Raw genomic sequence first — 22,574 nt, 5'->3', positions numbered from 1 at the left:
GGGCCACCTTCGCTTTGAAAGCCGGACTGTGATTCCGGCGGGGTCGTCTGGGCATGGTCGTCTCCTGTGCTCGGCAAAATAGCCGATCTGCAGGCAGAAATCTCACCTAACCTCGCTGTTCAGATTTCCCGAGCCACCTCTCTTAAAAGGGGAAGAACATGGCTGATGCATCGGCGTATGCCGAGAATATCAAGAAATATGTGACCGAGTACAACAAGGCTGCTGCCGAGAAGATCGTGGGTCATCTGGGCATCGCACTCCGGAACAAGGACAGCTCCATCGTTGCGTGCACCGATGGCGGCGAACTGGACCGGATCCGTGAAAAATGGTGCCGGGCCAAGTTGGGCCTCGCTCATAACCAGAAGGAACTCGACGCCGCGATCCAGAGCGTCTGTCAAAAGATGAAGGCTGAAGGGGGCCAGAAATCTCGCGTCACATTCTATTATCTGATCGCTGAACATTTCGGGAAGCTGGCGCACCTCGCCGGCTGATCCTGATCCTCCCGGACACACGTCCAGACCCGGCCGCAAGGCCGGGTTTTCTTTTGCGCTGCGCTATGCTCAAGACTCTCGTCATGCTGCGCCTCTTTGCTGCCTTGCCCGTCCCGCCGGAGGTGTCCGGCGCGCTTCTGAAACTCCAGAAGAACCTGCCCGGCGCTCACTGGCGGCCGCAGGAGAATTTCCACATCACCCTCTGCTTCTATGGCGAGGTCAGCGACGCGGCAGCGCGCGATCTGGACGGGCTGCTAGGCGAGATCGAGACACCCGCCTTCGAGGTGGCGCTAGAAGGCGCAGGCTGGTTCGGGCGGCGTGAACCGACCGCCGTTTGGGCCCGCGTGCGCGAAAGCGACGAGCTGCGCGGCCTCGCCGCCGCGTGTGCCCGCGCCGCGCGGCGTCTCGGCCTGCCGCTCGAACGCGCGCCGTACACGCCTCATGTCACCCTCGCCTACTGCCACGGCACACCGCTCGAAGAGGCCCGCGCCTGGACCGAGCGCCACCACGCCTTTCGCGCAGCGCCCTGGCAGGCCGGCCATTTCCATCTCTATTCAAGCCGCGCCCGCCCATCCGGTCCGTCGCGCTATGTGGCCGAGGCAGACTATCCCCTCGCCGGCTTCATCTCGCCTGAAGGAATGTATTGATCGTCAACCGCCCGGTGCGCGGATCGGCCGGAAGCGCATGGCCTTCCGGCACCAGCCCGGCATGCAGCGTCCAGCCGCGATAGATCACCAGCCGGTTGAACGCCGCCTTCACCCGGTAGATCTGTTCGAACAACGGCGTGTCGCCCTGCATGTAGGCCGCCGGGGGCGCGCCGCCCCGTTCGATCTCGTCTTCGAGGTGCAGCGCATAATCGGCCATCCGCGACGCACTCACCGTCTCGAAGCCGGTCGCGCGGTGCCGGTAAAAAGCGGTGCCGCCGCCTTCGGGTCCGCACATGTAATGCAGCACGGCCAGCCGCCCCGGATCGGTGGAATCGAAATGCGGCAGGCGCTGCAACGGCTCGAGACCGGAGGGCGGGGTCGTCACCAGCGAGAAATTGCACTCGATGAGGTTCGCCCCGTCTTGCAGGCCGAACACCTCCGACAGCAGCTTCTGCAAAAGGTCCATCCGCTCGGACAGGTATTGCGCCGCGAGGGGCGCGCGCACGCCGGGATAGTGCGGACCAATGATCCGGTAGGTCTCGCCGGCCGCCTGTTCGACGAGCGCGTCCGGATCGGAACTGAACCCATCGATGATGAGTACCGGTTCGCGCTCATGCCCGATGCGCGCGATCGCAGGTGAGGGCGAAGGTGTCGGCACGCGTGATCGCCCCCTCGGCACGGCGGCGCGCGCGATCGGCGCCTTTAGCTTCAACCCGAAGCATCCAACGGGCGAAAGGCAGGATCAACCGGCAAACTCAGTTTCACCTGCGCAGCGCCACATTGCGACCATAGTGCGAGAGCCTTCTGCCGGCTCGTTCTTGCCTGGTCCGGCGCACCGGACACATGCCCGGTGCAGACGTGCCGCCCTTTCCAGCAAGAACGTTTCAACTGAAGAGCTATCCCATGAAGAAACTCACCTCCCTCGGCCTCGTGGCTTTCGGCGGACTTGTGCTGGCGGCCTGTGGCCCCGGCGAATCGGCCGAAAAGCAAGGCGAGAAGATGGATTCTGCCATCGAGGAAGCTACCACCGGCGACGTCGATCACAGCGACGGCGCTATGGAGAATGCCGGCGAAGCCATCGACGAAGTGACCGGCAATGAAAACGACGATCCCGTCGATGCTGTCGGGGACGCGGTCGAAGAAGCCACGGACGAAACGCCGGAATAACCTGCCCGGGCCGCTACCGACCGTTTCAAGACATCACCGCTCGCGCCTCGCCGCACCGGATCCGCCACAGGCCGCCGCGTCCGGCGGGGCGCTTTCCATTTGCGGCCCCGATCCGGCACGCCTTTCCCGATGGCCGCCACAGGCGTATGTTCTGCGCAATATCCCGCCATGGCCTCGTCAGGGGATGCGCAGATGGAATGGCTCTGGTTCGCTGGTATCGGTGTTGTCGTTCTCTGGATCGTGAGCGCGGTCGCCGGGCGCAAGAAGGCGCCTGAACCCAATCCTCTTCGCGAAATGGCGCAGCAGATACACACGCGCCGCCGCGCAATCGACGATGAGCTATCGAAGATTACCCAATGGATCCTCCAACTCGATATCAAGCCCCTTCAAGGGCCGATGCCCGCCCAGACCCTGGACCGCACGCAGGTCGGCGCAGCCGTCAGCGACGCCATCGAGAAAGCCCTGCAGACGGGCCAGGGCAGCTCGACGCACATGGTCCATGTCGCGCGGGCAGATCACAGTGTCACCCTGATTGCCAAGCTGCGCCCCACCAAACCGGAGGCGGTTGAACGCGTCTTCGAGCGCCTCGCTGAAAACACCTGGCATGCCCGCACACGCCGGATCGAAAACTTCGATGAGGCATTTGATCCGTATGCGACCTGACGCGGCCAGCCTCGTGCAAAGACCCGGCCGAAGCGGCGGCGCCCGCAATGGCTGACATCTTCATCAGCTATTCGAAGCCCGACCGGTCGCAGGTCCAGTCGCTCGCCGACGACCTCGTGCGCCGGGGGTTCAGCGTGTGGTGGGACACCAGTCTCCTGGCTGGCAACACCTTCCGGCAGGAGATTGACCGCGAGCTGCGCGCGGCGTCCTGTGTCGTCGTGGTCTGGTCCAGGCATTCGATGGCATCGGATTGGGTCATCTCCGAAGCTGAATCCGCCCGGCAGGCCGGCAAGCTGGTGCCGGTGCGGACCGAGACGCTGGCGCCCCACCTCATTCCCCGCCCCTTTACCGAGTTCCACACCGAACTGCTCACGGCGAAGGACCGGATTGCAGCGGCAGTTGTCCGCATACAGACCGTCACGCCCGAAAGCGGCGGCGCGTCGGGTCTCTGGGACGACGGCACACAATCTGCGGACGTGATCGGCGAGGCGCCGGTCTTCGGCACCGAATTCCGCGATCTCCCTTACGCGCCGATCCTGACCGTCGTGTCGTCGGGCGGCTTCCGCATGGGCTCTCCGCCGAGGGAGCCGGCCCGGCTCTCCAATGAAGGCCCGCAGCATTTCGTGCGGCTGCCGGCGCCGCTGGCCGTCGGAAAGTACCCCGTCACGTTTGCAGAGTGGGACCGGTATTGCGACCTCACCGCCTCGACTTACCGGCCGCCCGAAGGCGGGTTCGGTCGCGCGGACCGCCCGGTGATCAATGTCTCCTGGGATGACGCGCACGGCTATTGCGACTGGCTCAGCGCGACCTGCGGCCAGCGCTACCGGCTGCTGACCGAGGCGGAGTGGGAATTCTGCTGCCGGGCCGGCACCACCACTCGCTTTGCGTTCGGCAACCAGCTGTCGACCGAAGAGGCCAACTTCAATGGCAGCGTCCACCCGGTTCCGGGCAGCGCCAACACCTTTCGCGCCCGCACCACGCCGGTCGGCCTGTTCCAGCCCAACGGGTTCGGCCTGTTCGACATGCATGGCAACGTCTGCGAATGGGTCCAGGATTCTTGGCACGACGACTATCTGGGCGCACCTGAAGACGGCCGGGCCTGGCTCGGACCCGGCGCGCGCCGGGTGCTGCGTGGAGGCTCCTGGTACGACTATCCCCAGCACGTCCGGTCAGCGCGCCGGGCCTGGGCGACACAGTCCGAGCGGGCGCCAAATATCGGCCTGCGGGTCTGCCGCGAACTCGATCCGCCGGCTGGTTGACCTTACGTCAGCCGGGTTTGCGCTGCGCGCCGCCGTCGTCTCCAGAGGCCATCCCGCCCCTTGTCTGGGCGTCGCGGCTTTCGGTGTCCCAGGCGGTCAGCACCCAGGACGTGTCACACTGATCCATATGGCCGAGTTCATTGATCCGGGCCGCCAGCACGAGCGGCTCATCGGCCAGCGTCTCGGGGCGCAGCAACCGCCGGGCGGGCGGCTTCAGGCCCGGATGGTCCACGTCCGCCATCAGTCGTGCAATCTCGCCCAGACGGTCGGGAAAGCCGGACTCGACGGCGATCACATAGTCGCGCGCCTCCCCCGCCAGCGTGGCGTTCGTGTCGCCATCCCAAAGCCAGCACGCCTGCAGCAGGCCCCGGTCAGCCCGGATGATCGCCCGGAACAGCAGCCGGTAGGCTGCAAATCCGTACATGAAGTCGGCAAGCCCATCGATGTCGAAGGCGATTCCAAGCTTGTAGGTGGCGGACTGCGACATGTGCGATCCAGACACGCGTTGCCGCTGCGCAGTATATACCCGAACGGCGCGACTGGAAATTGGTGCCTCTGGCCGGACTCGAACCGGCACTCCTTGCGGAAGCGGATTTTGAATCCGCCGCGTCTACCATTCCACCACAGAGGCCTGTGCAATGGGCGGTTCCTGCCGCACGCGGCCTGTGCCTGTCAATCGTCTCGACGCTGGCGGCAAGGCCGGTTAGGACAGGCCCATGACCGTCACGCCCACCGCCGCCGAAAAAACCCTCCTGCAGACCATCGAGGCCCTCGCCGAAGCGGCGCCCGAGCCGGGCTTCAGCCTGCGCGAGATCTTCGACCAGCTCGATGAAGCCGCCTTCGGCACGGTGCTGTTCCTGCTGGCCCTGCCCTGCTGCATCCCGGCGCTCTACGTCATCCCGCAGATCGTGGCCGTGCCGATGATGGCACTGGCGGTGCAGATGTGCCTCGGCCGGCCCGAACCCTGGCTGCCGGATGGCCTCGCGGCCCGCAAGATCAACAAGGCCGGTCTGACCCAGATGGCCACCGGCGGGCGCAAATGGCTCGGCTGGATCGAAAACCTCAGCCGTCCGCGGTTCACCGTTATCACCGGCAAACGCTCCGAGCGGGTCGTGGGCCTGTTCCTGGTCCTGTTCTGTGCGTCGATCCTGGTGCCCTTGCCGCTGACCAATACCGTGCCGGGCTTTGCGGTGGCCATCGCCTCGTTCGGCCTGATGCAGAAAGACGGCCTGGCCGTGATAGCCGGCATGGTCCTCGGCACGCTCTGGATCGGCGGTCTCATCTTCGCGGCGCTCACCGGCGCCACCTTCCTCGCTGGCGCGGCACTCGGCTCGTGACGCTGCGCCGCATTGCGGCCACAGCCGCCAGCGATTGAATGGCGCGATGAGTTCGATCACTCCCCTGCTTCTGGGCTGGCGCTGGCCCGTCATGGCGCTCGTCGCCTCCGCCCTGATGCTGGCGGCGGCGCATGCATTCGAAACCTTCGGCGGGCTGGACCCCTGCCCACTCTGCCTTCGCCAGCGCGAAGTCTACTGGGCCCTGATCGCCATGACGCTGACCGGCCTCACCATCTGGCGGTTCGTCCCGAAGCGCCGCTTCATCGTGGCGCTGAATGTGATGATCGGCCTGGTCTTCGTCGTCGGCGTGGTGGTGGCAGCCTACCATTCGGGCGTCGAGTGGAAGATCTTCCCGCCGCCGGCCGGATGTGCCGGCACGCTGCCGGTCGATCCGTTCGAGATCGGCAATCTTGATGCGCCGATCCACATCGCGTCCTGCACGGATGCGCCTTTCTACATCCTCGGCCTGTCGATGGCCGGATGGAACGGCGTGATTGCGGCCGTCCTCGCCGCGATCAGCTTTGCGGCCGCCGCGCTGACTTTCCGCAGCTACCGGATCAGGTAGACCGCCGCCGCGGCTGCCAGCGAGGCCGCCGCAAGGAAGGCCGCCAGCACGCGCAGCCGCCGGTACCAGTAAGGCAGGCCTGCCCCGTTGGCATCCCAAACGCCATGGGCGACATGCGCCGCCGCCGCCGCCGCGAAGACCGGCCAGCCGAGCGCACCGAGCACGCCCCACAGCACCAGCCCCCAACCCGCCAGCGATCCGAGCACGGACAGCGCCACCAGCGGCGCGCGCGGAATGCCGCCTCCGCCCTGCGCGTTGATCTCGGCGCCCCAGCGCACACCGCCCAGGAAGGACAGGATCACGCCGGCATAGACCAGCAGCGCCAGCGCCGCCTGCGCCTGATGGACCGGGCCGATCTCCGGCACCCACATCACGCCCGCACCCGCCACGAACGGGACCAGTCCAGCCAACGTCAACGCCAGCGGCACGCCCGGAATTCCGAACAGTCTCATGTGTTAAAGCCCCAGCACCTTGCGTGCGATGATGTTCTTCTGGATCTCATTCGTGCCGCCGTAAATAGACTGCGCACGGCCGCCAAAATAACTGGCCACATCGCGTGGTCCACTGCCCGCAGATGGGGCACGGTGTCCCACGAATTGGCCAGCCGCCTCAAGGAACAGTTCCGTGATCTGCTGGTGCGTTTCCGTCGCCAGGATCTTCACGGTCGAGGCCGCATCGCCCACCGACCCGCCGGTCACCTGGGCCGAGAGGATCCGGAACACCTTCATCTCCAGCCCGTCCACGGCGATCTCGGCCTGGGTCAGCCTTCCGGCAAATCCGCTATCGTCGATCAGCCGGTCATTGCCGCTGTCGGGCAGCGCCGAGGCGAGCGCGCGCACATGGCGCAGCATCGCCCGCTTGCCGCCGATCCGGGCATAGGAGGTACGCTCGAAGCCGAGCAGGTATTGCGAATAGGTCCAGCCCTTGCCCTCTTCGCCGATCCGGTTCGCCTCCGGCACCTGCACGTCATCGAACAGCACTTCGTTGAGCACATGGTTGCCGTCGATCGTTATGATCGGCTTCACGGTCACTCCCGGCGCATCCAGCGGGCAGCAGATGAAGCTTATGCCTTCCTGCTTCTTCTCGCCCCGGCTGGTGCGCGCCAGCAGGAAGATCCAGTCGGCATGCTGGGCCGCCGAGGTCCAGATCTTGTGGCCGTTCAGCGTGTAGACGCCGTCCTTCAGCACGGCCGAGAATTCAAGGCTGGCAAGGTCCGATCCGGCGCCCGGCTCCGAATAGCCCTGCGCCCAGCCGACCGAACCGTCGCGGATCCCCGGCAGCCAGCGCGCCTTCTGTTCGTCCGACCCGAACGTGTACAGCACCGGCCCGACATAGATCACGCCCATCGGCGTCACCGTCGGCACGCCGGCGCGTTCCAGCTCCTCGTCGAACACATACTGTTCTTCGAGGCCCCAGCCCGGCCCGCCATATTCCTTCGGCCAGGCCGTCGCGAGCCAGCCCTTGGCGCCCAGCGCCATCTCGGACTTGCGGACATCCGCCGTCGTCAACGGCGTGCCGGACCGGTTCTTGGCGATGATGTCCTTCGGGAACTCCGTCTCGAACCAGCTGCGGACATGGGCGCGGAATGTTTCTGTCTCGGGGGCAAATTTCAGGTGCATGGCCGGCTCCTTGATCGGCCAGACCGTAGGCGGCTGCCGCAGCGAAGCAAGGGGTCACGCGGGGAGAAGTGTCCCGGCAAAAAAGGCCCTCCCCGGGAGGCGGAGAGGGCCTTGTTCATGGTTTCGTCAAAAGGGCCTCAGGAGGCTTTCACCGTGGCGATCCACTGGTCGACTTTCCGGCTCAGCACGTCCAGCGGCAGGGCGCCGCCGCCGAGCACGGTGTCATGGAAGGCGCGGATGTCGAACTTGTCGCCCAGCTCAGCTTCGGCTTTCGCGCGCAGCTGCTGGATACGGATCATGCCGATCTTGTAGGCCGTCGCCTGACCCGGCGTCACGATATAACGCTGGACCTCGGAGCGGGCCTGCTGCTCGGTGATGGCCGAGTTTTCGAGGAAATACTGGACCGCCTGCTCTTCGGTCCAGCCCTTCGAGTGGAGACCGGTATCGACCACGAGACGGATCGCGCGCCAGATTTCAGAGCCGAGGCGGCCGAAATCCGAGTACGGATCAACATAGGTGCCCGGCATTTCCTTGGCCAGCCATTCGGAATACAGACCCCAGCCTTCGGAATAGGCGGTGAAGCCGGCCTGCGTGCGGAATTTCGGCACGCTGGTCAGTTCTTGCGCGATCGAGATCTGCATGTGGTGACCCGGCAGGCCCTCATGATACGCGATCACTTCCAGCTCGCCCTTCGGCATCGCCTTCATGTCCGACAAGTGGGCATAATAGGTGCCCGGACGCGAGCCGTCCGGCGTGCCCGGATAGTAGTGCTGGGCCGCGCCCGGCTGTTCGCGGAACGCTTCGACACGTTTCACCACCAGATCAGCCTTCGGCAGGATGCCGAAATAGTCCGGCAGCTTGGTCTTGATATTGTTGATCGCAGCCGTGGCGTCCGCGATATAGGCTTCGCGGCCTTCATCCGTATCCGGATAGTAATGGCGCCGATCGTCCTTGGCATCGCGGATGCTCGTGAAGAATTCCTTCAGCGTACCCGTAAAGCCGACCTGCTCCTTGATCGCTTCCATCTCGCCATGGATCCGGTCGACTTCCGACAGGCCCAGCTGGTGGATCTCGTCTGCCGTCATCGAGGTCGTTGTCATGCCCGCCAGCATGAAGTTGTAATAGGCCTCGCCGTTCGGCTGCAGGTTTGCGCCCTGTGGGCCTTTCGGGTCCGGCGAGTTTGCCATGTCGGTGGTGCAGAAGGCGATCAGGTCGTTGTAGAAGGTCAGGAACGGGCCTTTCAGTGCGGCTTCCGCCTCGGCCGTCATCTCGGCGGCGGCTTCCGGCGTCGTCTTGCCTTCATCCACCAGCTTCTGCACGTCGGCCTTGAAGTCGGCAAAAATCGCCGAGTCTGGACCGTCCGTGAACGGCGCACCGGTGATCACTTTCTTCGATTGGTCGATCACGCCTTCATAGGCAAACTTCGGCGCGTGCACGCCCTTGGCGGCGTTCTCTTTCGTGATCGCCAGTGCATCCTGCAACGCCGTGGCGGCAGCCGTGTAGCGTTTGACCAGCGCGCGGGCATCGGCCTCGTCGTCGACGGCATGGAACTGCATCAGGAAGGTCGGCGCAAAGCTCTGCACGCCGCTCATCTGGTCGAAGATGAACCCGTTCTGGCGATAGGCCACGCTCGCGATGGCGCGGTCATTCTGGTAAACCCAAAGGTCATAGGAATCCTGGTCGGCCGGCGAGAGCTGGTCGTAGGGGAATTTCGCCTTCATCTCTTCGGTCGCGGCATTCATCCAGGCCAGCTGCTCATCGGCGCAGGCGAAGGTGAAACAGTCGACCTGGTCGTTCTTGTCCTTGCGGCCCAGGAAAGTCATCTGGATCGGACTGAACTGGAGCTGCTCCTCATACTTGGCATCGAACCAGGTATTCAGTTCCTTGCTCAGCTCTTCCGGGCTGACAGCGGCCGCCTTGGCAGGGTCTGTGGCGGGATTGGGCGCGCAGGCGCCCACGACAAACATCAGCGCAAGCGCCGATACAGCAGTACGGATCATGGGGTTCTCCTCCGGACGTCTTTCCGTTTAACGATAAATCCCCGTACTCTCCCGAAACCGCCGCGTCAATCGCAGGCGAATTGGCAAGGCCGCAATCCCCCGCTAAGCAGGGCCATGACCATGCCACTTTCCCCGTCCGCGCCCCGCTCCATCCGCCTCGGCACGCGGGGCTCGCCCCTTGCGCTGGCACAGGCCCACCAGATCGCGGACAGCCTGAAAGAGGCCTCCGGCGGCGCCATCACGGCCGAGATCGTCACCTTCACCACGACCGGCGACCAGCTCACCACCGAGCGCCTGATCAATTCCGGCGGCAAGGGCCTGTTCACCCGCGAGCTCGACGATTCGTTGACGCGCGGCGACATCGATATCGCCGTCCACAGCCTGAAGGACGTGCCCGCCCAGTTGCCGGACGGCCAGGTCTTCGTCGCCTTCCCCCACCGCGAGGATCCGCGCGACGGCTTCGTGTCAAAGAAGGCGTCCTCGCTGCACGACCTGCCGAAGGGCGCCCGTCTCGGCACCGCCTCGCTGCGCCGCGAAGCCCAGGCGCTTTCGCTTCGGCCAGACCTGCAGGTCGTCACCTTCCGCGGCAACGTCCAGACCCGGATGCGCAAGCTGGATGAAGGCCTCGCCGACGCAACCTTCCTGGCGATGGCCGGCCTCACCCGGCTTGGATATGCGGACATGGCCACGCCCATTCCGCTGGAGGACATGCTGCCCGCCGCCGCGCAGGGGATCATCGGCGTGGTCGCCCGCGACGATGCGGACGCCGATCTGCGCGCCGCGCTCGCCAAGCTGAATGTCGCCGCAAGTGAAGCGGCCGCCACGGCCGAGCGCGCGTTCCTGACACTTCTTGATGGCAGCTGCCGCACACCGATCGCTGCGCACCTCTCCGACGAGGGCGCCGCCTGGCGCCTCACCGGCGAAGTGTTGAGCCCGGCCGGCGACCAGCGCTGGCGCGCCACCGGCACCTGCCGCAAAGATGCGTCCCTCTCGGGCCTCGCCGCCCTCGGCCAGGATGTTGCCCGGCAGATCCTCGAATCCGCGCAAGGCAACCTGCCGGTCTTCGGGGACGAGCGGTGACCCTTCCCGTCATCGTGACGCGCAGCCAGCCCGGCGCGCGCGAAACGGCAGACAGCCTCTCGGCCCTCGGCTTCGCGCCGATCCTTTCGCCGATGTTGCAGATCGTCGAAACCGGCTTCGACCCGGCCGCGCTTGCGGGCGTCCGCCACCTGATCCTCACCAGCGTGAACGGCCTCATCGCCCTGCGCGATGTCAAACTCGCCGAGAACCTTCGCGTCTGGTGCGTCGGCCAATCGACAGCAGGCGCCGCCCGGGCAGCGGGTTTTGCCGATGTGATCGAAGGCCGCGGCAACGCCGACGATCTCGCCCGCCTGATTCTCGCGTCCAGTCCCGAAGGCACGCTCCTCCACGTCGCCAATGAGGCGGCGGCCGGAAACCTCGTGGCCACACTTCGGTCGGGCGGTCTCGATGCCCGCTTCGCGGCGCCGTACCGCACCGATCCGGCTGATGGTCTCAGCGCCTCGGCCCGCGCTGCGCTCACCGGGCCGGGCCCGGTGATTCTGCTCGTACATTCCGCCAAGGCCGCCGCCGCCGTCGCCGCCAGCGGGCCGGACCTCCAGAACGCCGCCCTCGTCGCCATTTCCGCCGCCGCACTTGCCCCGCTGGCCGGACAGGCGGGCCGGGGGGAATGGATCGCCGGCCAGCCCGATGAGGCAGGCCTGACCGAGGCGCTGCAGCAAACCAGGGCCGCCCTGCTGCGCTAATGGTGCGCTTTGCCCCTGCCCGGCGCTGTGCCACACTGTTTTGAAACCAGAAGCCGCCATAGTGGATTGATGAGCGACGACCCCTTCAGCGACGATGGCCCTACCAGCGGGCCGATCGATGCCCAGTTCGAACCGGCCCCGGCCGCTTCGGAGAAACCGGCGCGTCTGGAAACCAACTGGACCGCGCTTGGCGTCGTTAGCCTGGTGGCCGCCATGATCGGCGGCGTGATCGGCCTCTACGGCGCCGATCTTGTCCGCCCGGACCAGACCGCCGACCTTGCCGCCGCCCAGAAACGCCTCGGCGCGCGCATCGATGAAGTCGCCGCCGTTCAGGCCGCAATAGCCGACAAGCTGTCCGAACCTGCGGCCGCCTCGGCCGAATTGGCCGGCCTTATTGGCGAACTCGACCGGGTCTCGCGCCGTCTCGACCAGGCCATTGCCGCCGGCGGCGATCCGGAAGCCTTTGCGGCGCTGAGCAGGCGCCTCGACGCACTCGAAGCCCGGGGGCCTGCCACCACGGCGCCGGACCTGTCGGCGCTGAATGACCGCCTCGCCGGTATCGAAGCGGCCACCCGCGCGGCCAGCGCCGAATCGAGCGCGGCGGTCAAGGCGAGCGGCAGCCGCGCCGAAGCGGCCCTTGCGCTGTCGGCCATCGAATCGGCCACGCGCCGCGGCGCCGGGTTTGAAGCCGATTACCGCGCCTTGCGCGCCGCCGTGCCGGACAATGAAACCGTCAAACGCCTCGCGCCGTTCATGTCGGGCGTTGCGGCACTGACTTCGCTGCAGGCCGAGTTCCCGAAAGTGCGCGCCGCCGTTCTGGCCGCCGCAACACCGGAAACCTCCGGACGCCTGTCCTGGATCGACCGCACCTTCGGTGATGCCGTGTCCGTGCGCCCCGCCGATGGTCAGCATACGGCGGTCTCCAAGGCGCTCGATGCCGCCGCCGCCGCCCTTGAAGCCGGCGACCTGCCCGCGGCGGTCGGCGCCCTCGCGACCCTCGACGAAAAGACCGCCCTTGCCGCGCAGGACTGGACCCGGCGCGCAAACCGTCGCATCACGCTCGAAGAGGCGCTGGAGGACGTCCGCCTCAGCCTGCTTGAAGGGGAGAACTGAGCGTCCATGAGCCGGTTTTTCCTGTTCCTCATCGTGATCATCCTGGTGATGGTCGGCGCCGCCCTCTCCTGGTGGGCCTTCAGCCTGCCCGGCGAAGTTACCTTCCCGGTCGGGCAGGAAATCGTCGCCGTGAAATCCGGTGTCGCCGCCATCTTTGTGGTCCTGCTCGGCGGATTGATCGCCCTGATCTGGTGGCTGGCCACCGGCATCCTCGTACTGCCGGGTCGACTGTCGAAAGCCCGCCGCCTGTCGCAGACCCGCAAGGCCAACGCCGCGCTGGCCGAAGGCCTGCTGGCGGCTGAAGGCGGCGATGCCAAGGCCGCGCTGAAACTTGCCCGCCGCGCGATGCGCCATGCCGAGGATGAGCGCCTGAAACTCCTGCTCGAAGCGCGCGCCGCTGAAGCCAATGAAGACTGGGCCGGCGCCGAACGCGCCTGGGGCCTGCTCACGCGCCTGCCCGGCGGACAGCTCGCCGGCCTACGCGGCGCGGCCACTGCCGCCTCCGAACGCGGCGACCAGCTGACCGCCGAAACCCGCGCCCGCGAAGCCCTCGCCCTCAAGTCCGAGGCCGACTGGCCGTTCAACTCCCTGTTCGACCTGCAGGTCTCCAAGGGCGACTGGGACAAGGCACTCGAAACCCTGGCCCAGGGCGAGAAGCGAGGCCAGATCGAAGCCCTCAACGCCAAGCGCCGGCGCGCCGTGCTGCATACGGCCAAGGCCGTCAGCCTTCCGCATACGGAGAAACAAGCGGCCCAGAAGGCGCTGGCCGATGCGATCCGATCGGCGCCCGACTTTCCGCCCGCCGCCTATCACGGCGCCCGTTTCCTGATGACCGATGGCAAGACCAAGGCCGCCCAGGGCGTGCTCGAACTCGGCTGGAAAGCCCGGCCTCATCCGGCACTGGCCCAGCTGTCGCGCCGCCTGGTGCCACAAGACACGCGCCAGAATATCGCCGCCCGCCTGAAGGGCCTCGCCGATGCCTATCCGAGCCATCGCGAGAGCCGCATAGTGACTGCCGAGAACGCCATGGACGCCGCCGACTGGGTCGGCGCGATCCGTATCCTCGCCCTGCTCGTGGAAGAGAACCCGACCGCCCGTCTCTGCCTGCTCATGGAACGCGCCCTGAAAGGCTATGGCGACCCGGTGGAGGCCCAGCGCTGGGGCCGGATGGCGGCCTCTGCCTCGCGCGAGCCCGACTGGTCGGACATCGACCCGAAAGGCAACGCCTTCGATTTCGACCGCGCCGCCTGGGGCCGTCTTGTCTACGCGTTCGGCGATGTCGGCGACCTCGTGCACCCGCGCTACGAAACCTATGGCCGCGAGCTGGAGGCCGGCCGCGTGCTGGCCCTGCCGATGGCTGACGATGGCCCCCTCGCCCCGCCGAAAGCGCCGCAGGGCCCGCTGACCCAGCCGCTCGACTACGCCCCGGACGACGATTGACGCACACGGCTCCGCAGGCGGCAAAACAGCCTTGCGCCGCCGGGGACCTGCCAGTATATGCGGGGTCCATCGAAAAGGGCCGCTTTAGCTCAGCTGGTAGAGCACCGCATTCGTAATGCGGGGGTCAGGTGTTCAAGTCACCTAAGCGGCACCATTCCTTCCTTCCCTCCTTTCCTCATGTCGCTGGCGCCCTAGTTGGGGCGGGATCATGATTGCAGTTGTTTTTGGCAGTTCGGGCGGGATTGGCCGCGCCCTGACGCTCCGGCTTCTGGCGGCTGGGACTTATGCCCGCGTATTCGCCGTCTCGCGGTCAGGCACGGCCCTTCCCGGCGCCGAAAACCGCGGGGCGGACTTTACCGACGAAGCGGCGCTCGCCGCGCTGGCCGCCGAGGTCTGCGCGGCGGGGCCCGTATCGCTGTGCCTCGTCGCCAGCGGATTTCTGTCCGATGAGGCCGTGCAGCCCGAGAAGACCTACCGGGCCCAGAGCCTCGTCGCCTTCCGACGCGTGTTCGAGGCGAACACGTTCGCCCCGGCCCTGATCGCCAAGCACATGCTGCCCCTGATGCCGAAAGCGGGGCGCAGCGTGTTTGCGGCCTTGTCGGCGCGGGTCGGCTCGATCTCCGACAACCGGCTTGGCGGATGGCATGCCTACCGCGCCTCCAAGGCGGCGCTGAACATGCTCATCCGCAACTACGCCATCGAGCAGTCCCGGCGGGCGCCGGAGTGCATCTGTGTCGGGCTTCATCCGGGCACGGTCGATACCGGCCTGTCGAAACCTTTCCAGTCCAACGTGCCAGACGCGCAACTTTTCTCGCCCGACCAGTCGGCCGCCTCTCTGCTGGACGTGATCAATCATCTGACCCCGGAGCAATCCGGAAAGTGCTTCGACTGGGCCGGCAAGGAAGTGCCGGCCTAAAGCTTGAAGATTCCTTCGATCACGGTGACGGCCGTGCCAGTGAGTTTGACGCGGTCGCCTTCGAGGCGGACATCGATCCAGGCGCCGCGGCCTGGGAACGCCTGATAGCAACGCGCTTCGGGCCGCGCGAAATTCTCCGCGAGAATGCGGGCCAACATCGTGTGCCAGCTGCCAGTGGCGGGGTCTTCGTCAATGCCCGAGCCCGGCGCGAAGAAGCGGGAGGTGGCGTCTGCCCCGTCGCCGCCGAGCGCGAAGCAGCCGAAATTACCCCGGGCCCAATCACCTCCGGCTGCGCCGAGCGTCTTCAGCGCGCGGTGATCGGGCGCAAGGGATCTGACCTCATCGGCCGTTTCGAAGCGCGCGGCATAGAACATGCCGCCCCAGGCCTCGACCGGACGGGCGCCGAGCGCGGCGGTGATTTCATCCGTGACCGGAGTGGGCTGGACCAGCGCAGAGGGAAAATCCATTTCCAGCCGGCCATCGGCAAGACGGCGCACGATGAGGCGGCCGGATTTCACCGTGTCGAAGGCGATGGCCTCCCCCGTGAAGCCGCCATGCGCGAAGAGCACGTGGGCCGAGGCAAGCGTCGCATGGCCGCACAGCGGCACCTCAACGGCGGGCGTGAACCAACGCAGCTTCCACACACCGTCGCCGGCCGGCACGATATAAGCGGTTTCGGCCACGTTGTTTTCCGCGGCGATGGCGAGCAGCATCTCATCCGGCAGGAAGGCATCGAGCGGCATGACGCAAGCCTGGTTTCCCTCGAAGGTTTTCGAGGCAAAGGCATCGACCTGGTAGAAGGGTAGCGTAGGCATGGCGGGCACTCTCTTTTTGAGGCGGCGGTCATCGCACAGGCGCACCGCGTTGCCAAACGAGGAATTCTGATGGGGTGTTGAGTTTGGCTGCAGCCAGCATAGGCGGCCGCAGGGGCCCCGAGGTCGGTGCGGTGAGGTGGGTTTGTTTGCGGCGCGGAGCTTGGCCCAGGACGTGTCGGCATGGGCGGATGCGGACAGGGGGTATACGGAGGGTTTTGCCGTGCAGCGCACAGGCTGCGGCACGGCGCGGGGTTCGGGCGCGCGGGCGGCGGATCGAATAGGTCATCGGACAGGGAGGATAGACCGCGCCGGTGTCCCGCCGGATTGGCGGGGGCAGGTTTTTCGGATCGCCTGCCCCGGACGACAGCGTTCCAATTGCCCGAAGCGCAGGCCGGGAGCCGAAGAGCCCTGTTCTGTCGGGCTTTCTGGGTCCCGGATCACCGCTGCGCGGTTTCCGGGATGACGGGAAAGTTCTGGCGCAAATGAACCGCCGCATGGCCGGAAAGGTTGCGCAAGCGGGGCGTTGTGCAACCTGATTCGGCCGCCGCGGGGCCTGCGCGTTACCTTTTGAGGTCGTCGATCAGCCAGCCATGGTGGACCGGGCCGTGGCCCTGGCCGAATCCCTTGGCGGCCTTGAGGGCGCCGGTGAGATAGTCCCTACCCTGTTCGACGGCTTCGGGGACCGAGCGGCCCTGCCCCAACAAGGCGGCGATGGCCGAAGCGAGCGTGCAACCGGTGCCGTGGGTGGAAGTCGTGTCGATGCGCGGGCCTTCGAAGATCCATTCGCCGGTCGTGGTCTGCAGCACGTCGTGGATGACCTTGCCGCCGATATGGCCGCCTTTGACCAGCGCGCCATTGGCGCCGAGTTCGAGCAGGCGTTCGGCGGCCCGGCGCTGGCCGTCCAGGTTCTCGACCGGCTTTCCAGTCAGCACTTCGGCCTCGGGCGCGTTCGGCGTGACGAGGCGGGCGCGGGGAATGAGTTCGGACCGGATGGCGCCGATGGCGCGCTGGTCAACCAGTCGGTCGCCGGAGGTGGCCACCATCACGGGATCGATGACGCGGGGCGTGAGCAGGGCTTGCGCGCTCAGCGCTTCGGCAACCGCCTCGACCAGCGGGGCCGAGCCGAGCATACCGGTCTTGATGACGTCGGCGCCGATATCGGCGAGCGTGACGTGGATCTGGCCGAGCACCGCCTCGATCGGCACGGGCCAGACGCCGTGGACGCCCTTGGTGTCCTGAACGGTGATGGCGGTGACCGCAGTCATCGCATAGCCGCCGAGCACGGTGACGGTCTTGATGTCGGCCTGGATGCCCGCGCCGCCCCCGGAATCGGAGCCGGCGATGATCAGAACGCGGCCCTTAGGGCCCTCTCCCTCTGCCACTGGACCTAGACCTTGATACCGGCTTTCTTGGCGTCGGCGAGGAAGGTTTCGAGGCCTTTGTCCGTCAGCGGATGGTTGACGAGGCCCTTTATCACGGCCGGCGGCGCCGTCATCACGTCAGCGCCGACGAGGGCGCATTGCTTGACATGGTTGGCGGTGCGAATCGAGGCGGCCAGGATTTCCGTGTCGAACAGGTAGTTGTCGTAGATCTGGCGGATCTCGGCGATCAGCTCCATGCCGTCGAGGTGGATGTCGTCGAGGCGGCCGATGAAGGGCGAGATGAAGTTTGCGCCGGCCTTTGCGGCGAGCAGGGCCTGGTTGGCGGAGAAGCAGAGCGTGACATTGACCTGCGTGCCCTCCCCCGTCAGCGTCTTGCAGGCCTTCAGGCCGTCGAGCGTGAGGGGCAGCTTGACTGTGACGTTGGATGCAATCTTCGCGAGCTTGCGGCCTTCCTTGATCATGCCGTCATAGTCGGTGGCGACGACTTCAGCGCTGACCGGGCCGTCAACGAGGCCGCAGATTTCCGCAATGACCTCGGCGAACGGACGGCCGGACTTGGCGATCAGCGACGGGTTGGTCGTCACCCCGTCGATGAGGCCGGTTGCGGCGAGGTCTGCGATGTCTTTCGTGTCGGCGGTGTCGACGAAGAATTTCATTTTGAAGGTCCCGAATCTGGTGAGTCGGGGCGCTTATACCACCGGGCGGCCGATCGACGTATAGGCAAAGCCGTGCTTGGCCATGTCTTCCGGCGAGTAGATGTTGCGCAGGTCGATCACGATATTGGATTTCATGGCCGACTTGATGCGGTCGAAATCCAGGGCGCGGAAGGAATCCCACTCGGTGATGATGACCATCGCGTCGGCGCCTTCGATCGCCTTGTAGGCGCTGTCGGCGTATTCGATGTCCTTCAGGAGATGGGAGGCTTCGGTCATGGCTTCCGGATCGTAGGCGACGACTTTCGCGCCCGCAGCGGTCAGCGCCGGGAGAATGTCGAGCGAAGGCGCATCCCGCATGTCGTCGGTGTTCTGCTTGAACGCGAGGCCGAGCACGCCGATCGTCTTGCCCTTCACGTCGCCGCCCATCGCCGCGATGACTTTCGTCGCCATGGCTTTCTTGCGGGCCGCGTTGACCTCGACGACCGTGTCGACGATGCGCACCGGGCTGCCATAGTCATTGGCGGTCTTGGTCAGCGCGAGCGTGTCTTTCGGGAAGCACGAGCCGCCATAGCCCGGGCCGGCATTCAGGAATTTCTTGCCGATGCGGCCATCAAGGCCGATGCCGCGCGAGACTTCCTGGACGTTGGCGCCGACCTTTTCGCACAGGTCCGCCATCTCGTTGATGAAGGTGATCTTCACGGCGAGGAAGGCGTTGGCGGCGTACTTGATCAGCTCCGAGGTGCGCCGCTCAGTGAACAGGATCGGCGTCTCGTTGAGGAAGAGTGGGCGGTAGAGTTCCTTCATGACCTGGCGGGCGCGGTCGTCATCGGTGCCGACGACGACGCGGTCCGGGATCTTGAAGTCCTTGATGGCGGCGCCTTCGCGCAGGAATTCGGGGTTCGAGACGACGGCGAAATCGCCGTCCGGGCGGACCTTGCGGATGATCGCTTCGACTTCGTCGCCGGTGCCGACCGGAACGGTCGATTTGGTGACGACGACGGTGAAGCCGGTCATCATCTGGCCGATCTCCTCGGCGGCGCCATAGACATAGGAAAGGTCTGCGTGGCCATCGCCCCGGCGCGACGGCGTGCCGACGGCGATGAACACGGCGTCAGCGTCCTTCACGGCTTCGGCGGCATCGGTGGTGAAGAACAGGCGCTCTTCCTTGACGTTCTTGGCGACGAGATCATCGAGGCCCGGCTCGTAGATCGGCATGATGCCAGCGTGCAGCTTGTCGATCTTCGACTTGTCCTTGTCCACGCAGGTCACGATGTGGCCGAAATCGGCAAAACAGGCGCCCGAGACGAGGCCGACATAGCCGGTACCGATGATTGCGACGCGCATGGGGAATCCCTCAAAAAGACACTGAACGGGTGGGTCGCGTGCGGGGTGCAATTTTTGTGCGAGGGGGTCAAGAGGCGTTTGCCGCAGCGGCAGGCGGCGGGACTCCGGGGCGGCGGAACCGCGGGATCAAAACATGAACAAAAAGACCGTTCAATCCGCCTTGACGCGGTAGATGGTGGTGGCGCCCGCGGAGACGACGGGGGCCAGCCACTTCGGCACATCACCGGCGAGGATGTGGGCGACAAGGCCGTCCGGCGCGTAGTCTGCGAAGAAGCGCATGTCGATATCGGCAGGGCAAACCATCAGATAGTCGACCTTGGCGGCGGCGAGACGCGGCCAGGCGGTGTCCGGCGGGCTGATGAAGATGGCCAGAGCCGCGTCGATGCCGGCGCGGTTGCGGTGATAGTGGCCGTAGAGGGCGCTGTGCGGCGTCGAGAGCAGGATATTGGGTGCATCGGTGGCCGGGGCGAGGACGCGGCCTTCGGGCAGGACGGCGAGGGCGGCATAGGCGGCGGGCGGGTTGCACGCGGCGGCGGCCTGCAGGTCGGCGCGCGGCGCAGGCGGCGGCGAAAAGGCGGAGCCGGCAAAGCTCCACATGGTCGGCACCGAGAGCAGCAGGAGGAACGGATAAGACAGCCGCGGCACGGCGGCGCCGAACCGCCCCGCTTCGACCCGTGCGGCAAAGACCGCGAGCGGCAGCACGGCGAACAGCTGGCCGAAGACGTAGAAGCGCGTCTGGTAGAGCGAGAGCAGGACCGAAGCCGTCAGCAGGAAGACGAACAGGAGCTGGGCGCGGGGTTGGTCGCGGCGCCAGGCGAGCCAGGCGGCCGCCGCGAGCCCCGCCAGCGGCGTGCCGAGGCGGAACAGGAATTCGTCGAGCTGGCCGCTGCGCAGGTAAACTACGGTAGGGCGGGCTTCGTCGACGCGGGCGAGCCAGAGGTCGCGGGCCTGGACGGAAAGACTGTCGAGCGGGTTCGCCAGGCATTGCGGGCCGGTCACCATGACCAACGCCGCGCAGATCGCGCCGACATTGGCGAGCGCAGCAAAGCGCAGCGCCATCGATTTCTGCGAGGTGATCTGCACGGCGAGCGCAAAAGCGACCCCGCCCGTAAGCCCGGCCAGGAGCGTGACGGAATCGTGGGCGTCGCAGCGCGCGACGCCGTAATCGAGCGGAGGCACGGTGGCGAGGAAGGTGGCCGTTAGCACAGCGGCGAAACTGGCCCCGAACACGGCGGCGCCGCGCTGGGCCGGTTCGCCGGTGATGGCCCAGTCGAGTGCGACGAAGCCGGCCACGAGGACGACGAAGAGATGCACTTCCGCGCCGATGGCCGCCGCGAGCGCGAGCGCGGCGCCGCCGAGCGCCATGGCGAGCGCATGTTCGCGCACGAGCAGGCAGCTGGCCGAGAGCATCAGCAGGCCGAGCTGGATATTGTGGTGGTCGATCGCGCCCGGCAGGAAGCGGAAATGGCGGAAGAGGACGGCGAAGCCTAAAAGGCAGGCGAAGAGCAGAACGGTGCGCCCGCCGAGCGCCCGGGCGCCGGCGACCAGTGCACAGGTGCCGATCAGTACACTGATCAGCGGCCAGAACGTGTAGGCGATGCGCAGCGCCGCATCCTGGCCGATGAAGGGGCTGAGTGAATTGGCAATCGCCACCATCGGCAGGTCAACGAGGCGCGACCAGTGCATGAGCGTGCCGCCTTCGGAGCCGAGACGCGGCTGGACGAGATCGAACCAGCCCTGGCCGTTCAGCAGGTCGCGCACCTGGACGAGGCGCATGACATCATCACCGTCCGGGCCGATATTTCCGAATCTTCCGCTCAGTAGACTGACGATCAACAGGCTGGTTATGACAGCCGCTGAAAGGAGCAGACCCGCATGCTGTTCAGCGAATTGTGCGGGGCGGTGGCGCACCGTCATCGGGAACCTGCCTCTCATGCAAGGCTAACTTAACCAGTGGCGGATATGACATGGAAACCTTCACCAAAGACTGAACGCGATGATGACCGATTCCAGCCGTTACAGCCTCGCCGTACTCCTGCCCTGCTACAATGAGGGCCTGTCGATCGCATCGGTGGTGATCGACTTCCGCAAGGCGCTGCCGGGCGCGCGGATCTATGTCTACGACAACAACTCGACCGATGACACGGCGCAGCAGGCGGCGATTGCCGGCGCGACGGTCATCACCTGCCGGCGCCAGGGCAAGGGCAATGTCGTGCGCCAGATGTTCGCCGACATCGAGGCCGACATCTACATCATGGCCGATGGCGACGGCACGTATGACGCCGCTGCCGCGCCGCGCATGATCGAGGCGCTGCTCAGCGACCGGGCCGACATGGTGGTCGGTACACGCCGCAATATCACCGAGGATGCCGGCCGGCGCGGGCATGCGCTGGGCAACCACATTTTCAACCGCGTCTATCAGGCGATGTTCGGGCGCGACTTCACGGACATCTTCTCCGGTTACCGCGTGTTCACGCGGCGCTTTGCCAAGAGCTTTCCCGCCAATTCCGCAGGTTTCGAGATCGAGACGGAAATGTCCGTCCACGCCTCGACACTGCGCCTGCCGGTAACCGAAATCGAGTTCGACTACGGCCGCCGCGTGGAAGGCTCTGAAAGCAAGCTGTCGACCTTCCGGGATGGCATCCGGATCCTCAGTATGATGGCGATGCTGCTTAAGGAAACGAAACCGTTCGTGTTCTTCGGCGCGATCTCTGCGGCGCTGCTTGCCGCGTGCGCATTGCTAATGCTGCCGATCGTGGCAGACTTCCTCGCCACCGGCCTCGTGGCGCGGATCCCGACCGTGATACTGGCGATGACGCTGATGGTCGGTTCGATGCTGGCGCTGTCGTGCGGGGTGATCCTCGACTCGGTGTCGCGCGGCCGGATCGAGCAGAAGCGGATCTTCTACCTGTCGCAGGCCCCTGCCCGCGGCGAGCGCGCGCTGTTCGGCCCCCAACCGATCGAGGAGCGCGACACGGCAGCGCCGCAACCGGCGGCCCGGGAACTGCGCGCATGAAAGCGATTCCGCTGCACGTCTTCGGCCTGATGGTGCTGACCCCGACGCTGGTGGCGTTGGGTCAGGTCCTGTTCAAGATGTCCGGGATGCGGCTCGCCGCCTATCCGGGACAGGGATTCCAGTCGCTGCTCTACAACCCGGTCTTCATCGCGGCGATGGCGCTCTATACCGGCGCAACGTTCCTTTGGGTGTACGTGCTGAAGTCGGTGCCGTTGTCCTACGCCTACAGCTTCATGGCCGTCACCTATGTGCTGGTGCCGGTCTTCGCTAGCCTGTGGCTGGGCGAGACGCTGAACGTGAAGTACTTCGCCGGGCTTGGACTGATCCTAGCCGGCCTCTTCACGCTCTGGTCGTAGGACG

24 protein-coding genes and 2 tRNA genes are annotated in these 22,574 nt (G+C 66.1%); 15 read left to right on the top strand and 11 right to left on the bottom strand.

What is annotated here, in order from left to right; genetic code table 11:
• The first annotated feature begins 158 nt into the window (after positions 1–158).
• Entirely contained in the window at positions 159–491 is a 333-nt protein-coding gene (locus GC148_RS15125; RefSeq protein WP_291072054.1) for a DUF2853 family protein, read from the top strand.
• A gap of 65 nt (positions 492–556) precedes the next feature.
• Positions 557–1,138, top strand: a complete 582-nt coding sequence (gene thpR / locus GC148_RS15120; protein WP_291072052.1) for an RNA 2',3'-cyclic phosphodiesterase — start codon at positions 557–559, stop codon at positions 1,136–1,138.
• Here the strand turns inward: thpR and GC148_RS15115 are convergent.
• The gene (locus tag GC148_RS15115) at positions 1,113–1,796 is read right to left on the bottom strand and encodes a DUF6445 family protein (protein ID WP_291072051.1); all 684 of its coding nucleotides are present in this window, start codon (positions 1,794–1,796) and stop codon (positions 1,113–1,115) included. The genes thpR and GC148_RS15115 overlap by 26 nt on opposite strands.
• Positions 1,797–2,041: 245 nt before the next feature.
• Here GC148_RS15115 and GC148_RS15110 point away from each other — a divergent pair, with 245 nt between their 5' ends.
• The 3 genes from GC148_RS15110 (at position 2,042) to GC148_RS15100 (ending at position 4,227) form a co-directional block, all read left to right on the top strand.
• Positions 2,042–2,305 carry a hypothetical protein gene (locus GC148_RS15110; protein ID WP_291072050.1) on the top strand — a complete coding sequence of 88 codons (264 nt, stop codon included), beginning with the start codon at positions 2,042–2,044 and terminating at the stop codon, positions 2,303–2,305.
• Positions 2,306–2,473: 168 nt separating this feature from the next.
• Complete coding sequence (locus GC148_RS15105) at positions 2,474–2,968, top strand: hypothetical protein (RefSeq protein ID WP_291072048.1); 495 nt, start codon at positions 2,474–2,476, stop codon at positions 2,966–2,968.
• 47 nt (positions 2,969–3,015) lie between these two features.
• A complete protein-coding gene (locus tag GC148_RS15100) occupies positions 3,016–4,227 on the top strand; it encodes an SUMF1/EgtB/PvdO family nonheme iron enzyme (protein ID WP_291072046.1) in 1,212 nt (403 codons plus the stop codon).
• Positions 4,228–4,234: 7 nt separating this feature from the next.
• On the opposite strand, the gene GC148_RS15095 is transcribed toward GC148_RS15100, so the two are convergent.
• The gene (locus GC148_RS15095; RefSeq protein WP_291072044.1) at positions 4,235–4,714 is read right to left on the bottom strand and encodes a hypothetical protein; all 480 of its coding nucleotides are present in this window, start codon (positions 4,712–4,714) and stop codon (positions 4,235–4,237) included.
• Positions 4,715–4,774: 60 nt separating this feature from the next.
• Positions 4,775–4,858: transfer RNA gene (locus tag GC148_RS15090), tRNA-Leu, on the bottom strand.
• Between the two features lie 85 nt (positions 4,859–4,943).
• Here GC148_RS15090 and GC148_RS15085 point away from each other — a divergent pair.
• Together GC148_RS15085 and GC148_RS15080 are read left to right on the top strand one after the other, a co-directional pair.
• Positions 4,944–5,564 (top strand): exopolysaccharide biosynthesis protein, encoded by a 621-nt coding sequence (locus GC148_RS15085; RefSeq protein ID WP_291072043.1) that lies wholly within the window; start codon positions 4,944–4,946, stop codon positions 5,562–5,564.
• A 46-nt stretch (positions 5,565–5,610) separates the two neighbouring features.
• Complete coding sequence (locus GC148_RS15080) at positions 5,611–6,129, top strand: disulfide bond formation protein B (protein WP_291072041.1); 519 nt, start codon at positions 5,611–5,613, stop codon at positions 6,127–6,129.
• On the opposite strand, the gene GC148_RS15075 is transcribed toward GC148_RS15080, so the two are convergent.
• From GC148_RS15075 to GC148_RS15065, 3 genes are all read right to left on the bottom strand, one after another.
• Positions 6,114–6,581: a DUF3429 domain-containing protein gene (locus GC148_RS15075; RefSeq protein ID WP_291072039.1), complete on the bottom strand. Its 468-nt coding sequence runs from the start codon at positions 6,579–6,581 to the stop codon at positions 6,114–6,116. The two genes, GC148_RS15080 and GC148_RS15075, sit on opposite strands and share 16 nt — an antisense overlap.
• A 3-nt stretch (positions 6,582–6,584) precedes the next feature.
• On the bottom strand, positions 6,585–7,748 hold the full coding sequence (locus GC148_RS15070) for an acyl-CoA dehydrogenase family protein (RefSeq protein ID WP_291072037.1): 1,164 nt from the start codon (positions 7,746–7,748) through the stop codon (positions 6,585–6,587).
• A 137-nt stretch (positions 7,749–7,885) separates the two neighbouring features.
• On the bottom strand, positions 7,886–9,748 hold the full coding sequence (locus GC148_RS15065; RefSeq protein ID WP_291072035.1) for a DUF885 domain-containing protein: 1,863 nt from the start codon (positions 9,746–9,748) through the stop codon (positions 7,886–7,888).
• 114 nt (positions 9,749–9,862) lie between these two features.
• Between GC148_RS15065 and hemC the strand changes: the two genes are divergently transcribed.
• The 6 genes from hemC to GC148_RS15035 all read left to right on the top strand — a co-directional run bounded on the left by hemC (position 9,863) and on the right by GC148_RS15035 (position 15,001).
• Positions 9,863–10,828, top strand: coding sequence for a hydroxymethylbilane synthase (gene hemC / locus GC148_RS15060; RefSeq protein WP_291072033.1), 966 nt, complete (start codon positions 9,863–9,865; stop codon positions 10,826–10,828).
• Positions 10,825–11,532 carry a uroporphyrinogen-III synthase gene (locus tag GC148_RS15055; RefSeq protein WP_291072031.1) on the top strand — a complete coding sequence of 236 codons (708 nt, stop codon included), beginning with the start codon at positions 10,825–10,827 and terminating at the stop codon, positions 11,530–11,532. The genes hemC and GC148_RS15055 overlap by 4 nt, the downstream gene beginning before the upstream one ends.
• 69 nt (positions 11,533–11,601) lie before the next feature.
• Entirely contained in the window at positions 11,602–12,645 is a 1,044-nt protein-coding gene (locus tag GC148_RS15050; protein ID WP_291072029.1) for a hypothetical protein, read from the top strand.
• 6 nt (positions 12,646–12,651) lie between these two features.
• Positions 12,652–14,085, top strand: coding sequence for a heme biosynthesis HemY N-terminal domain-containing protein (locus GC148_RS15045; protein WP_291072027.1), 1,434 nt, complete (start codon positions 12,652–12,654; stop codon positions 14,083–14,085).
• Positions 14,086–14,163: 78 nt separating this feature from the next.
• A tRNA-Thr gene (locus tag GC148_RS15040) sits at positions 14,164–14,239 on the top strand.
• Between the two features lie 54 nt (positions 14,240–14,293).
• Complete coding sequence (locus GC148_RS15035) at positions 14,294–15,001, top strand: SDR family NAD(P)-dependent oxidoreductase (protein WP_291072026.1); 708 nt, start codon at positions 14,294–14,296, stop codon at positions 14,999–15,001.
• On the opposite strand, the gene GC148_RS15030 is transcribed toward GC148_RS15035, so the two are convergent.
• The 5 genes from GC148_RS15030 to GC148_RS15010 all read right to left on the bottom strand — a co-directional run bounded on the left by GC148_RS15030 (position 14,998) and on the right by GC148_RS15010 (position 21,133).
• Positions 14,998–15,816 (bottom strand): PhzF family phenazine biosynthesis protein, encoded by an 819-nt coding sequence (locus GC148_RS15030; protein WP_291072024.1) that lies wholly within the window; start codon positions 15,814–15,816, stop codon positions 14,998–15,000. The genes GC148_RS15035 and GC148_RS15030 overlap by 4 nt on opposite strands.
• Before the next feature lie 560 nt (positions 15,817–16,376).
• Positions 16,377–17,198, bottom strand: coding sequence for a bifunctional hydroxymethylpyrimidine kinase/phosphomethylpyrimidine kinase (thiD, locus tag GC148_RS15025; RefSeq protein ID WP_291072022.1), 822 nt, complete (start codon positions 17,196–17,198; stop codon positions 16,377–16,379).
• A 5-nt stretch (positions 17,199–17,203) separates the two neighbouring features.
• Complete coding sequence (gene fsa, locus GC148_RS15020; protein ID WP_291072020.1) at positions 17,204–17,854, bottom strand: fructose-6-phosphate aldolase; 651 nt, start codon at positions 17,852–17,854, stop codon at positions 17,204–17,206.
• Between the two features lie 33 nt (positions 17,855–17,887).
• On the bottom strand, positions 17,888–19,198 hold the full coding sequence (locus tag GC148_RS15015) for a UDP-glucose/GDP-mannose dehydrogenase family protein (RefSeq protein ID WP_291072018.1): 1,311 nt from the start codon (positions 19,196–19,198) through the stop codon (positions 17,888–17,890).
• A 150-nt stretch (positions 19,199–19,348) separates the two neighbouring features.
• Positions 19,349–21,133, bottom strand: coding sequence for a hypothetical protein (locus GC148_RS15010; RefSeq protein ID WP_291072016.1), 1,785 nt, complete (start codon positions 21,131–21,133; stop codon positions 19,349–19,351).
• A 64-nt stretch (positions 21,134–21,197) separates the two neighbouring features.
• On the opposite strand from GC148_RS15010, the gene GC148_RS15005 reads away from it, so the two are divergent.
• Together GC148_RS15005 and GC148_RS15000 are read left to right on the top strand one after the other, a co-directional pair.
• Positions 21,198–22,214: a glycosyltransferase gene (locus GC148_RS15005; protein ID WP_366064036.1), complete on the top strand. Its 1,017-nt coding sequence runs from the start codon at positions 21,198–21,200 to the stop codon at positions 22,212–22,214.
• The gene (locus GC148_RS15000) at positions 22,211–22,570 is read left to right on the top strand and encodes an EamA family transporter (protein ID WP_291072012.1); all 360 of its coding nucleotides are present in this window, start codon (positions 22,211–22,213) and stop codon (positions 22,568–22,570) included. The genes GC148_RS15005 and GC148_RS15000 overlap by 4 nt, the downstream gene beginning before the upstream one ends.
• The last annotated feature ends 4 nt before the right edge of the window (positions 22,571–22,574 follow it).

The sequence above is a fragment of the Hyphomonas sp. genome (assembly GCF_016125515.1).
Lineage (GTDB): Bacteria > Pseudomonadota > Alphaproteobacteria > Caulobacterales > Hyphomonadaceae > Hyphomonas.
Note: the sequence above shows the minus strand (reverse complement) of the source record. Positions and strands in the feature narration are given on the sequence as shown.